General features: G+C 66.5%; 10 protein-coding genes. 5 read left to right on the forward strand and 5 right to left on the reverse strand.

Features of this window, described 5'->3' with window-relative positions; translation table 11 throughout:
• Positions 1 to 88: 88 nt before the first annotated feature.
• Both K3555_RS21260 and K3555_RS21265 read right to left on the reverse strand, forming a co-directional pair.
• Complete coding sequence (locus K3555_RS21260) at positions 89 to 775, reverse strand: hypothetical protein (RefSeq protein WP_260008669.1); 687 nt, start codon at positions 773 to 775, stop codon at positions 89 to 91.
• The gene (locus tag K3555_RS21265; protein WP_134831380.1) at positions 772 to 1,857 is read right to left on the reverse strand and encodes a helix-turn-helix transcriptional regulator; all 1,086 of its coding nucleotides are present in this window, start codon (positions 1,855 to 1,857) and stop codon (positions 772 to 774) included. The genes K3555_RS21260 and K3555_RS21265 overlap by 4 nt, the downstream gene beginning before the upstream one ends.
• A 689-nt stretch (positions 1,858 to 2,546) precedes the next feature.
• Between K3555_RS21265 and K3555_RS21270 the strand changes: the two genes are divergently transcribed.
• The gene (locus K3555_RS21270; RefSeq protein ID WP_254695229.1) at positions 2,547 to 3,245 is read left to right on the forward strand and encodes a response regulator transcription factor; all 699 of its coding nucleotides are present in this window, start codon (positions 2,547 to 2,549) and stop codon (positions 3,243 to 3,245) included.
• 352 nt (positions 3,246 to 3,597) lie between these two features.
• Here K3555_RS21270 and K3555_RS21275 read toward each other — a convergent pair whose 3' ends face one another.
• Complete coding sequence (locus tag K3555_RS21275; protein ID WP_260008670.1) at positions 3,598 to 4,497, reverse strand: putative nucleotide-diphospho-sugar transferase; 900 nt, start codon at positions 4,495 to 4,497, stop codon at positions 3,598 to 3,600.
• Between the two features lie 486 nt (positions 4,498 to 4,983).
• The gene (locus tag K3555_RS21280; protein ID WP_260008671.1) at positions 4,984 to 6,225 is read right to left on the reverse strand and encodes a glycosyltransferase family 4 protein; all 1,242 of its coding nucleotides are present in this window, start codon (positions 6,223 to 6,225) and stop codon (positions 4,984 to 4,986) included.
• A gap of 205 nt (positions 6,226 to 6,430) precedes the next feature.
• On the opposite strand from K3555_RS21280, the gene K3555_RS21285 reads away from it, so the two are divergent.
• From K3555_RS21285 to K3555_RS21295, 3 genes are read left to right on the forward strand one after another with little or no spacing between them, the layout of a single operon-like run.
• Positions 6,431 to 8,416 (forward strand): secretin N-terminal domain-containing protein, encoded by a 1,986-nt coding sequence (locus tag K3555_RS21285; protein WP_260008672.1) that lies wholly within the window; start codon positions 6,431 to 6,433, stop codon positions 8,414 to 8,416.
• A 10-nt stretch (positions 8,417 to 8,426) separates the two neighbouring features.
• A complete protein-coding gene (locus K3555_RS21290; RefSeq protein ID WP_260008674.1) occupies positions 8,427 to 9,962 on the forward strand; it encodes a GspE/PulE family protein in 1,536 nt (511 codons plus the stop codon).
• A complete protein-coding gene (locus K3555_RS21295; protein ID WP_260008676.1) occupies positions 9,959 to 11,203 on the forward strand; it encodes a type II secretion system F family protein in 1,245 nt (414 codons plus the stop codon). The genes K3555_RS21290 and K3555_RS21295 overlap by 4 nt, the downstream gene beginning before the upstream one ends.
• Before the next feature lie 17 nt (positions 11,204 to 11,220).
• Here K3555_RS21295 and K3555_RS21300 read toward each other — a convergent pair whose 3' ends face one another.
• A complete protein-coding gene (locus K3555_RS21300; protein WP_260008677.1) occupies positions 11,221 to 11,679 on the reverse strand; it encodes a type II secretion system protein N in 459 nt (152 codons plus the stop codon).
• A gap of 144 nt (positions 11,680 to 11,823) precedes the next feature.
• On the opposite strand from K3555_RS21300, the gene K3555_RS21305 reads away from it, so the two are divergent.
• Entirely contained in the window at positions 11,824 to 12,357 is a 534-nt protein-coding gene (locus K3555_RS21305) for a hypothetical protein (protein WP_260008678.1), read from the forward strand.
• The last annotated feature ends 2 nt before the right edge of the window (positions 12,358 to 12,359 follow it).

Raw genomic sequence — 12,359 nt, forward strand, 5'->3', positions numbered from 1 at the left:
GCGGGAAAGGCGTGATGCTGCCTTCTGGGTCTATTGCAACGCAAAGGCTGGCTCTGCGATGCCCCCAAATGGGGACTAAATCAGCGGTTTAGCCGATCATTTCCAGCCAGCCGCCCAACGCGCCGCCCAGCCAGCCGTCCACGATCTGCGCCGCCGCTGCCGCGGCCTCTTGCAGCGGTGTGTGCCACCAGGCGCCGGCCGCCAGCGCCGCCGCCGCCAGAAGCGCTGCCGCCAGCCTCCCGCGCCAGCGGCGGCGCGGCTTTGGCGCGGCCTGCGCCAGCGCCTCGGCCAGCGCCGATTTCAGCACCGGCTCAAACTCGATCCTGAGCGCGCCTTCCATCCGGTTCACCGCATCCTCCAGCTGATCGATGCGGGCGCTCAGGGCGGCGCGGTCGGCGGCGGCCTTTTGCGCCGCTTGCGCGCCCAGCCCCTCGTTCAAAGTGGTGAACATCTCGGCGATGCGCTTGTGCAGCGCCACCAGATCCGCCTGTGCGGCCAGCGGCGCGCCGTCGGGCCCGCCCTGGCGCAGGGCGGCGGCGATCTGCGCCAGCACTGCCGCACTCAGCCGCGGCGGCTGCGCCGGTGCAGCTGGTTGGTCCGGCCCGGCCTGTTCTGGCCCGGCCTGTTCTGATTTGGCCTGTTCCGGTTCAGCCTGTTCCGGTTTGGCCTGCTCTGCTGCGGGCCGGTCCTGTGCCGGCACGGCGGCGGCGGGGCGGGGGCTGCCGGCCGGGGCGGGCGGGCCCTGCACGGGTGCGTCAAGCGTCAGCTTGTTCATGACGCTCTCCCCAATGAAGCCTGCCAGGTCAGCCGCTGCGCCATCTCGGCGCGGCCCGCCGATTGCAGCTTGGCCAGCACCCGCTTGGCATAGGTGTTGAAAGTCTGTTCCTTAAGGCCTGCGATATGCGCCGCCTCGCGGTTGCTGAGCCCCAGCTGGATCAGCGCTGCCACCCGCGCCTCGGAGGGCGACAGCCCCATTTTCTGGGCCAGCATTTCGATCCGGGTGCGGTCGGGCTGGCGCGGCAGGATCGCCACCACCAGCGGCATGTCGGCGCCGGCGCAGCGGTAGCGGGTCAGCGACACCGGCAGCCGCATGCCGCTGTCGCGCTCCTCCAGGAACAGGATCAGCTCGCGCGGGTGCTGGCCGGAGCTGCCCCCGCCGCCGCGCCGGCTGCGGGCGCATTCGGCCACCGCCGCATAAAACCCCGCGGTTTCGCCCGGGCTGGCGCAGCTGAGGCGGCCGCCGCCGTCGCTGAGCAGAGCGCCGCCATCCAGCATGTCGCGCCCCGATTCATTGCAATGCAGCAGCGTGCCCTCGCCATCCAGCACCAGCACCGCACTGTCGGTTTTCTTGGAAATGGTCCACAGCAGCGCGCTGGTCACCGCCGCCTGGGTTTCGCCCGCCAGCTCGCGCAGACTGTCCTCGCGCAGCACCGGCCAGATCGCCTGCAGGATGTCGCCGCAATGGGCATCATGCGGGCCGCCTTCCAGTTTCAGCGCGATCAGATCCTCGCTGCCGTCCTCAAAACTGCAGGAAAACAGGGTCCAGCCGCGGCCCGCGGCCAGATCCGCCGCCAGCTCCGGGTCCGGCAGCCGCGCCGCCAGGGCCTGGGCTGCGGGCCCGCCTGCGCGCCGGGGCCGGAAGCCGTTGGCGGCGCCCGGCTGCAGCTGGCGCCGCAGCGCCGCCGCGGCGGTGTCCGGGCAGGGTTCGCCCAGGCCTGCGGCGCTGGTCAGAACCGGAGCGCTGCGATGCCCCGGCTGCACCAGGGCCAGCCGTGCCAGAGAAGAGATTTGCCTTTGAAGTGACTTGGAAAACAATACCTTGCCCGTTTGCGCAACGGACGCACTCAACATAACCATGTTGCCCCCCGGCATGACATAATGAATGACTTGAAGGTAGCACGCCGGCTGCTGTGTCAAACCGGGCAGAGGGGGTACGCCAAAGGCCGGAACGATGGCGGGCAGGGCCGGGCGGCGGCTGCAGAATACCACCAAGGGGGTAGCCGTTTGCGGTGGAAGAGGTCGATTCGAGAAGCTATGGGTTGTTTTACTTGTGGGTAAAATTCTTTTAAATTGTGAATTCTACCTTGGAAACACATCGTTTCCCCATTGGATACACTGCCAATGGCGTATGAGGATTTTGGTGTAAATTGTTTTAAAACAAGCCTGTAAGTCGGATTGTGCCGCCGCCGCCGGCATGGCCCCGCCGGAAAGCACTGCACCGGGAGGGGAAGTTTCTTAACAAAATCGGCTGGTTTCGCTACGGTTTATCCACAGCAATGCGCATCAGAAGTGTTTGGACGCCCGTTTGCGCAGCCCGGCCCAAGAGGTTTTTTGCGGGCATGTTCTGTTTTTATCACGATCCGGAAACGGCGGCGCACAGCACCGCCGGGGCCAAGTGGGCAGCAGGCGGGCGGACTGTGTTCCAGGGAGCGGCAGCGCATCGCAAGAAGGGCCGTCTGCGGGGGCAGGCGGCCGTAAAAGCGCGCTCCTGGAGGGACGGGGCCGGATGCAGATCCGGCTTGTGTTACGAGTAAAGGAGTTTATTGATGCCTGTCCATATTGTGGGGGAAAGCAGGCTTCTCAGGGACATGTTCCTGTCCATCTGCGAAGCACATGACTATGAGACCGGGCACTGCTGCGGCAGCCTGGCGGATTTGCCGCCGCTGCCGGCAAAAGACCTGGTTCTGTTTTACAGCCATAGCGCCGGGGAGGCGCTGGAGGCGGAGCTGCGGGCCTTCCGCGCCCATAAGGGCGGGGCCTATCTGATCCTGATCACCGGCGATCAATGCCCGCCTGAGGTCCAGGCGGAGCTGAGCCAATATGCCGAGGCGGTGATCCCGGAGCGCAAGTCAGCCGATGCGCTGATTGCGGCGCTGAAGGTGGTGCAGGACGGCTACCGGATTGTGCTGCCCGGGGCAGCCGCGGGAGAGGCTGCCGCCCGGATGACGGTGCAGCCGCGGCGCAACGGGTACCGGAACGGGTCCGCTAACGGGTTCAATAACGGGCCTGATAGCGGGCCTGATACCGGGCACGGCCTGTCGGACCGCGAACAGCTGATCCTGGCCAAGCTGACGGAGGGCGCCACCAACAAGAGCATCGCCAATGAGCTGGGCATCTGCGAGGCCACGGTGAAGGTGCATCTGCGCACCTGCTTCCGCAAGATCGGCGCCAAGAACCGCACCCAGGCCGCACTTTGGGCCTCGGAGAAACTGCCGCCGCAGGCGCCGGAGCTGCGCCGCCACTGACGGCGGCAAGCGGCACCGCCCCGGAGGGGCGCAAACGTTTTCGAAAACTTTTGCCAAGACTTTTCGAAAAGTCTTGGGGCCCGCCCGCATCCGGCCGGTGCGCCGAAGGTTTGCCTGAAAATCTTTGCACACCGGTTTCACGGTTCCCGGACCAGGCCTTTCTGATGGCGCCAAAGGTCTCAAGGCCGGCGGGTGCGGCTTTTGAACGGGCTGCGGCGATGCATGGTGAATTCCATGACCGCAGCAAAAGGAGGGCATGTATTTTGCGAGGCGGGTCCTGACGTAACAGGCCCCGGCCGTCTTGGGGCTGAGCGGCGGCAACGGGCGCCTGTACCGCGCGAACGGTTTGATATTACTGCTCAGGCATGGCCTTCGTTGCTGATCCGGCGCCTGCGCCCAGCAAGTCACGCTTGTGTTGCTTGCGTTTTTTCCGGTCGGGTTTCACGAGAGGGCGTATCGCCGGAAGGCTGTATACAGGACTTTCGCCAGTGAGCGAGTGATCCCCCTGCCGCGCCGCGACCAGGTTCTGGAAGACCTCATCATCGACCACTTCGTGCAGGCTGACCGGCTCATCCGTCATGGCGTTAGATACATCATGCAGGGCCCGGACATGAAGGCAACGCACTCCCCCGCTTTTGGAACCCCATGTCTTGAGCATAGACATTTTCAGCAGGTTGTATTCGGGCGGCAGCACCATAGGCGTGAGCTTGCGCTGGTACAGGGTGCCTCTCAGGACAGGCTGATCCTTTAACAGCGTTGAAGCGCGGTAATTTTTGTCCCAGTCCTCGATCAGCGCCTCTGTTTCCGCACATTTCCGGACCGCTAAGACCCCCGAATTGAAAACGGGAAAACAGTGAGGGATAGTCTGGAGGTAAGACTTCATTTCAACCCGGTTACGGGATACGCCAAGAGCTGCTGCAATAGGGGTGATCTCCAGCAGTTCGAACACGTCGCTGAGATCTTCCAAAACAACAATATCGGCGTCGAGGTATATTGTTTTTTTGAACCTCGAAGATTGCAAAGCCTGCATTTTCGGCCGCGGGCCGCCTTCCCTGATCGGATGAATTTTATCAAAGACAGTGTCTTCAATCTCTTGATCTGTGAACAAATCAATTTGAGCGTCGGGCATGGCCAGCCGCAGAGTGCGCGCAGTCCGGCGGGCAAGATCGGTGTAGTCTGTCCCGGTCGTGGCAAAAATGAAGCCCTGACCGGAGGCAGCGGTTGCCCTGCGTTTGCTTAGGGAGAGTTTCATGAGTGCAGCTCTTAGAAATTCGATGTAGGAACCTCATAGTGATATTCTCATGTATCACAAGCCCAGAGTGTCCTTGCAGACTGCAACGAGGCTTTTCATGGCGTTGGCCGAATTGCCAAGCATCGCCCGCACATCGCCGTTCAACTGGATGTCCGGCATTTTCTTAAGGCCGCCATTTCCCGAAAGAGATTATCCTTCCGGCGGTGCGCTGGTACTGCCGTCTCCAGCGGTCGTGCTGCGGTATGCGGGGCATCCAGTTGAACGGGGGGCAGTTGATGTTTCAACCAGTCACCGCTGGATCCGCTAGTTTGGACCGGAACCCGGAAGCCAGCCTAGGGCAGGCACAGCACTTGGCGCGGGCTGCTGCAATAGCGTGCAGGTGCAACCCATGTCTGCGCCGCCGGTGACCCGGAACAGGCGGTATTGGCTGCATCAGAGTCTGGTTTCCCGCGCCTCCGGCTAGACCTTGATCCTTCGTGCCTCCGGCTACAGTTTTATCTTCCGTGCCTCCGGCACGAGCGCATTGATCTGGGCGATATGCTCCGGCAGGCAGCGGGTCAGGAAGTCGTATTTCTCCACCACATGGGCGCGGGCCGCCGGGCCGATATGGGCGTAATCCGCGGGGCTGGCCAGCACGTCCGCCACCTGATCGGCGAGTTTCTCCGGCGAGAAGAAATCGACCAGCAGGCCGGTCTCATTATGGCTGATGGCTTCGCGCACCGGGTCGACATCGGCGGCCACCACGGTGGCCTGCATCGCCATCGCTTCCAGCAGCGACCAGCTGAGCACAAAGGGCATTGTCAGATAGATATGGCAGCGGCTGATCTGGATGATCCGGGTGAGATCGTCATAGGGAACCTTGCCGAGGAAATGCACCCGGCTCCAGTCGACGCTATCGCCCAGCTCGTCCTCCATCTCGCCGCGCAGGCCGCCGGGGTGTTTGCTTTCGGCGCCATATGAGGTGTCATTGCCGCCGATCATCAGCACCCGCGCATTCGGGCGCTGCGCCTGGATCCGCGGCAGCGCGCGCATCATGATGTGAAAGCCGCGGGCGCGTTCCATGTTGCGGGCAATATAGGTGACGACCTCGTCCTCGCGGCTGAGCGGGCGCTCCAGCCGCCCCAGGCCAACCGTGGCCTGCGGGTCCGGTCCCAGCTTGTCGGTGCGGATGCCGTCATGGCAGAGATACATCCGGTCGTGGAAACTGGCGGGGAAGCGGTCGCGCTGCCAGGCAGTGGGCACATGGCCCTGATCAACCAGTTCGATGCTGGCATAAGGCACCGTGTTGCGCGCCTCGGCAAAGAAATAGGCCTGGTCGTTGGCCGGGTTTTCCGGATCAAAGCCGACCAGCCCGCCGGAGGTGCGGTAGAAATACTCAAAAAAGCCGATCACCGGCACATCCGGGTAGGCGTCTTTGATGAACAGCAATTCGCCCCAGCCGGTGTGGCCGAGGATAATGTCGGGGGTGAAACCCGCATCCCGCAGCTGCCGCGCCGCCAGCGCCGCACCCAGGCCTGCGCCCGCTGCCGCCTCCCAGTCCTTGGACAGGCCGAATGCATCTTTGGCGGGGGTGCGGAAGGGTTGGTAGGTGACGGTTCTGATCCCCTTCAGCTGCACGTCCTTGCGCTGGGTGAGGAAGACAATTTCATGGCCGCCTTGCGCCGCCAGCCAGGGCGCAAGCTCCCGGTACTGGCCGGGCATGTTCTGATGCACAAACAGGATTTTCATGAGTGTATGCTTGCCGTTCCCTGCCGCCGGATGCAAGGGCTGGCTGCAGGGAACGGCAAGCGGCGGCGGCGGCGGCGATGCGGCAGGCCTGCCGCCGCAAAACGCATAGAAACCTGTGTGTTTCGCTGCCGCTTGCCTTATGGTACGCCGGAACAGGCAGGGCGGCGGCCGGGATAGCGGCGGCGCAGAACCAGAGAGCGGGCCAATGACATACCAGGCACAGATGCGGCAGGCCGCAGCAGGGCTGATTTTGCGGGGGGCGGCCTCTTTGCGGGCGATGATGCTGCTGCTGTTTCTGGCCGCTTGGCCCGGCGGGCCTGCGGCAGCGCAGGTGACGTTGGATCTGCGCGACGCGGATCTGCGCAATTTTGTCGAGATCGTCTCGGAGGCCACTGGCCGCAGCTTTGTGCTGGACAGCAATGCGCGCGGCACGGTGACGGTGCTGGCGCCGGACCAGATGTCGCCGGAGGACCTGTATGAGGTGTTCCTGGCGGTGCTGGAGCTGAACCGGCTGACCCTCATCGAAGGGGCGGGGGCTGACCGGATTGTGCCGATGAATGCAGCGCGGGAGCTGGCTTCGGGCGGTGGCGCGGGGCTGCCGGGGGGCTTTGAGACACGGGTGATCCCGGTGCGCGAGATCCCGCTGCAGGAGGTGATCGAAGTGGTGCGCCCGCTGTTGCCGGCCGAGGCGGTGATGACGGCGGTGCCGGGGTCGAACCGGCTGATCCTGTCGGACCGCAGTGCCAATCTGGAGCGGATCGCGCGGCTGATAGAATCCTTGGACAAGCCGCGCAAACAGACGCCGGTCGAAATCATCCGGCTGCAGAATGCCGCTGCCGCGGATGTGATGCAGGTGGTGCAGGCGATGCAGATCCTGCCGGAGGATGCGGCGATCAGCGTCGACCGGCGTTCCAATGCGCTGGTGGTCTCCGGCTCCGAGGCGCTGCGCCACCGGGTGCGGGTGCTGGCCGCCGAGCTTGATACCCAGCGCGACCGGGTGGTGGCGCGCAGCATCGGGCTGAACTATGCCGATGCGGCGGCGATTGCCGATGTGGTGATGCGCACGCTGAATGACAGCGGTGACACCACCGGCCGCACCCCGGTCCGCATCGTGCCCGAGCCGCAGACCAATACGCTGCTGGTCTCGGCGCCGCAGGACCAGATCGATGAGATCGTGCAGATGGTGCGCTATCTGGACCGGCGCCCCACCCAGGTGCTGGTGGAGGCGGTGATCTTTGAGATGTCGGTGCAGGGGCTGTCGGATCTGTCGGTGCAATTCGGCGCGGTGCTGAATGATGCGCTGGTGGGCGGGGTGCAGTTCACCCTGCCGGGGCGCAGCAGCCTGATCAATCTGATTTCCACCGCCCGCAGCGGCGCGGCGCCGGAGGTTGGCGCCGCCGGGGTCATCGGTGCCGCCCGGCTGAAGGACGGCGACGGCATTGCCGGGCTGCTTACCGCCATTACCACGGTGAATTCCACCCGGCTGCTGTCAACGCCGTCGATCCTGACCCTGAACAATCAGGAGGCTGAGATCGTGGTGGCGCAGAATGTGCCTTTTGTCACCGGCAGCTTCTCTACCGTGAGCGGCAGCGCGGTGGAAAACCCGTTCCAGACCATCGAGCGCCAGGATGTCGGCCTGACCCTGAATGTCACCCCGCAGATCAATGCCGACCGCACTGTGCGGTTGCTGATCAAGCAGGAGGTGTCCAACCTGACCAATGCCACCGCGTCCTCGGGCGGCGAGATCACCTCGCGGCGGTCGCTGTCGACCACTGCGCTGGTCAGCGACGGTGCGGTGATCATGCTGGGGGGCTTGCTGGAGAACGGCTCGGGCGCGGTTGACCAGCGGGTGCCGGGCCTGTCGAAACTGCCGCTGCTGGGCGGGCTGTTCCGCGGCAAGAATGCCACTGGCGACCAGCGGGTGCTGCTGGTGCTGCTGCGGCCGCAGGTGGTGGCCACGGATGCCGAGGCGCGGCGGATCACCCGGCAGCTGTCGCGCAAGGCGCAAAGCGCCAGCGCCGCCATCGCGCCGCTGGACGACGGCCGGTTCCCGCAAACCCGGGTCGGCGCGCTGCCGTTTGACGGCGCCGATCTGAACCAGCCCTTTGATGCCGGATTCATTGATGACGTTGCACAACGCCGAAACTATCCCCCGCTCCCCAGCCGCCTCCGTTTCAACGGCCAGAACTGAGACCGGGCCAATGGACGGGCCAGAGACTGAGCCAGAGACCGGGGGCCGGTCCGGAACGGCGCCGGCGCTGCGGTTGCCTTTTGCCTTTGCCCGCGACCAGCAGGTGCTTTTGGAGCCGGGCCCGGGCGGCATCCGGCTGCTGGCAGGCCCCGGCGCCACCCAGACGGGCCTGCGCGAGGCGCAGCGGCAGCTGGGGGCCGGCACCTTGCTGGAGGCGGTGGAGCAGCTGGACCGGACCGGGTTTGAGGCAGCACTGGCGCGGATCTATCAGGACGGCCCGGCCGGGGCAGAGGCGGAACAGGCCGGCGCGGATCTCAGCTTTGATCTTGAGGAGGCCGCCTTTGCCCGCCGCCAGCGCGACCTGTTGGATGAGCCGGGCGACGCGCCGGTGATCCAGCTGGTGAACCAGCTGCTGCGCCGGGCGGTGCAAAGCGGTGCCTCGGATCTGCATATCGAGCCGCATGAGGCGGGTCTCAGGGTGCGGATGCGCATCGACGGGGTGCTGCAAGCGGTGCTGGACCGCGGCGATGTGCCGGTGCGGCGGGTGGTGTCGCGGCTTAAGGTGATGGCGGGGCTGGATATCGCCGAGACCCGGCTGCCGCAGGACGGCCGCATCCCGCTGTCGCTGGGCGGGCGGGTGATCGACACCAGGGTAAGCTCCCTGCCCGGCCAGTACGGCGAACGCATCGTGCTGCGGATCCTGGACCGCTCCAGCGGGTTGCTGCCGCTGGACGGCCTGGGGCTGAATGCCGGCCAGCAGGCACTGCTGCAGCGGCTGGCGGGATTTCCGAACGGCATCATCCTGGCCACCGGGCCGACCGGGGCGGGCAAGACCACCACGCTGTATTCGCTGCTGCAGCTGGCGGACCGGGCGTCGCGCAATATTGTCACCGTCGAGGACCCGGTGGAATACGACCTGCCGGGGATTTCGCAAAGCCAGATCAACGCGGGCATCGGCATGAGCTTTGCCGCAGGCCTGCGCGCCACCCTGCGCCAGGATCCGGATGTGATCCTGGTGGGCGAAATCCGGGATGCCGAGACCGCCTCGACCGCGGCGCAGGCGGCGCTGACCGGGCATTTGGTGTTTTCCTCGCTGCATGCCAACAGCACCGCCGGCGCGGTGGTGCGGCTGCGCGATCTGGGGACGGATAATTTCCTGATTGCCGCCACTTTGCGCGGGGTGATCGCGCAGCGGCTGTTGCGGCGGCTGTGCCAGGACTGCCGCCGCCCGGCCCCGGCCGGGGAACAGGCGGCAGCCCTGTTTGCCCGCTGCGGGCTGGCGGCGCCGGTGCGGCTCTATCAGGCGGGGGCGGGAGGCTGCGCCTCCTGCGGCGGCAGCGGCCATGCCGGGCGGCTGGGGATTTTTGAAATCGCCGAAGTGGATGAGGCGCTGCGCAATGCCATTGACGCAGGCGCCGGCGAGACGGCGTTGCGCGATCTTGCCTTGCGGCCGCAGGACAGCCTGGCCGGGCAAGGGCTGGCTGCTGCTGCTGCCGGGCTGGTCAGCCTGGAGGAAACCCTGCGGGTCGCCGGGGACAGCGCATGAAGGCTTATGCGTATACCGCCTACACCAGCGCCGGGCGCAAACGGCGCGGCACCGTGGTGGCGGAAACCGAAGCGGATGCCGCCGCCCAGCTGACGGCGCAGGATCTGTTTCCCGCAGACCTCTCTGAGGCGCGCCGCCGCGGGCCCAAGAGGGCGGGCGGAGAGACAGGCGCGGGGCGGGGAGCGGCCAGCCGCTGGCGCCAGCGCCGCCTGATCCCGGATCTGCAGGCGGTCTTCACCCGCCAGATGGCGGTGATGCTGGCGGCTGAACTGCCGGTGGATGAGGCGCTGGAGGCGGTGCGCGCGGGCGGCCATCCGGCGCTGGATGCAATGGCGGCGCAGGCGCGGGCGGCACTGCTGGACGGGGCGGCGCTGTCGGAGGCGCTGGCGGATGCGGGCGCGGGGTTTCCGCCCTTTTACCTGGCCGCTCTCAGGGCCGGCGAGGAGGCAGGCGAGCTAGCGGCGGTGTTTGACGGGCTGGCTGCGCATCTGGAGCAGCAGAACACAGCGCGCGCCGGGATTGCCACCGCGCTGGTCTATCCGGGGTTTGTGGCCGCGGTCTCGGTTCTGGTCTGCGGTATTCTGATGACCAGCGTGGCGCCCGAAATCGTGGCGATGTTTGAAATGACCGGCCGCCCGCTGCCGCCGCTGACGGAGATGGTGCTGGCGGTTTCGGATTTCCTGAGGGATCAGGCGGCGGTGCTGGCGGTGCTGGCCGCTGCCCTGGCGGTGTTTTTGGCGGCGGTGCCGCGGGTGCCGCGCCTGCGCCGCCTGCGGGACCGGATCCTGTTGCGGCTGCCGGTGCTGGGGCGGCTGGCACGGCTGGGCGAGGCGGTGCAGTACATGCGCACCCTGGCGCTGGTTCTGGGGTCGCGCCATGCGGTGCTGAGTGCTGCCTCCAGTGCCGCCGGAGTGCTGGAAATCGCCCGGTTCCAGGACGAGGCCGGCGCCGTGGCCGCGGCGGTGCGCCAGGGCGAAAGCCTGTCAGCGGCGCTGGGGCGGCTCAGCTTTCTGCCGCCGGTGGCGCGGCAGCTGATCAGTGCGGGCGAAGTCTCGGTGCAGCTGGCCCGGATGACCGGCCGTGCCGCCGATCTGACCGAACACCGGCTGCAGACCGAGCGCAAGCGCATCGCTGCCCTGCTGGAGCCGGTGCTGATGATGCTGGTGGGCGGTCTGGTGCTGGTGATTGTGCTGGCGGTGCTGTTGCCGGTCTTTGATCTGCAGGCGGCGGTTGCGGGCTGAGGCGGGATAAACCGGCTCTATTGCGGGAAATTCAGCAGTTCAGGCACGCCATCGCGGCGCGACAGCCACAGACCGCGGCTGTCGATCCGCACCACTTTGACGCCGCCGGGCAGCTCATCCCCGGCCCGCAGCAGCCGGGCGCCGGCGGGATGGGAAATCATCGCCCAGGTGGCCTCGCCTGCCTGCACCACCCCTTGGAGCGCATAGCCCAGGCTGGCAAGCGGCGGTTCGGTGGCGCTTGCCGCCGGGGCGGATGCAGGAGCCTGCGGCTGCGGTGGTTGCTTCTCCCCGAACAGCGGCGCCCAGCTGCGCGGCGGCGCGGGCGCGGCGGCAGGCTGCTGGACGGCGGCAGGGGCGGCGGCCAAAGCCCGGGCGGGCAGGCTGGATGGCGCCCGGACCTCCTGCCACAGCAGCTGCCCGGCCTGGGCGGCTGCGGCCAGCGCGATCAGCGTGCAGAATGCAGATATCAGACGCATTGGATCCTTTCCAAAAACCGCTGTCCCGGCTTTGCCCGGCACCGGCGGCCCTGCTTGCGGCAAGCATGGACGGGCGGCGCGGGGCATGGTAAATTTTCCGCAAGAATTAACACAAGAAACGGGCAGCCGGAAAGAGAACAGCTGATGCAGGCATCTACCTTTGCAATTCCGGCCCGGGCCGGAAGAACCGGACTGGCGGGAGTGGCGCTTGTGCTGCTGCTGGGCAGCTGCGGCGCGGGGCCCTCAGGGCAAGGCGGTTTCCAGAAACAATACGGAGTCGCCCGCAATGCGCTGGAGGGCGGCGATTATGCGCAGGCCAAGCGCGCCTATCTGAAGCTGATCGGCCAAGCCGGGCCGCTGGCGCCGCGGATGCAGCTGGAATATGCCCATGCCGAACTGCGCAGCGGTGATTTTGCCGCCGCCGCCAAAACTGCCGGAACACTGGCGCAAGGCCAGTCCGGCGAGGCCCGTGCGGCGGCGCTGGCGGTGCAGGGCACCGCCCAGCATGAACTGGGCCTGTCGCTGCTGGCCGGGGGCCAGGCAGAGGCCGGAAAACAGCAGCTGCAAGCGGCCCAGACCGCGCTGGATGAAGTCCTGAAGTCCCATGCCGGCATGGATCCGCTGGGTTCGCTGGCCGGACGCCAGGCCAGTATCCGGGTCCGCCTGGGCAAGCTGTAGGC

The organism is Leisingera sp. M527, assembly GCF_025141525.1.
GTDB lineage: Bacteria > Pseudomonadota > Alphaproteobacteria > Rhodobacterales > Rhodobacteraceae > Leisingera.

Excerpts from the sequence above, each read along its gene's own strand:
- K3555_RS21290 (WP_260008674.1), top strand. The coding sequence starts at position 8,427 with ATGGACGGGCCAGAGACTGAGCCAGAGACCGGGGGCCGGTCCGGAACG.
- K3555_RS21265 (WP_134831380.1), bottom strand. The coding sequence starts at position 1,857 with ATGGTTATGTTGAGTGCGTCCGTTGCGCAAACGGGCAAGGTATTGTTT.
- K3555_RS21285 (WP_260008672.1), top strand. The coding sequence starts at position 6,431 with ATGACATACCAGGCACAGATGCGGCAGGCCGCAGCAGGGCTGATTTTG.
- K3555_RS21305 (WP_260008678.1), top strand. The coding sequence starts at position 11,824 with ATGCAGGCATCTACCTTTGCAATTCCGGCCCGGGCCGGAAGAACCGGA.
- K3555_RS21295 (WP_260008676.1), top strand. The coding sequence starts at position 9,959 with ATGAAGGCTTATGCGTATACCGCCTACACCAGCGCCGGGCGCAAACGG.
- K3555_RS21275 (WP_260008670.1), bottom strand. The coding sequence starts at position 4,497 with ATGAAACTCTCCCTAAGCAAACGCAGGGCAACCGCTGCCTCCGGTCAG.
- K3555_RS21270 (WP_254695229.1), top strand. The coding sequence starts at position 2,547 with ATGCCTGTCCATATTGTGGGGGAAAGCAGGCTTCTCAGGGACATGTTC.
- K3555_RS21300 (WP_260008677.1), bottom strand. The coding sequence starts at position 11,679 with ATGCGTCTGATATCTGCATTCTGCACGCTGATCGCGCTGGCCGCAGCC.
- K3555_RS21280 (WP_260008671.1), bottom strand. The coding sequence starts at position 6,225 with ATGAAAATCCTGTTTGTGCATCAGAACATGCCCGGCCAGTACCGGGAG.
- K3555_RS21260 (WP_260008669.1), bottom strand. The coding sequence starts at position 775 with ATGAACAAGCTGACGCTTGACGCACCCGTGCAGGGCCCGCCCGCCCCG.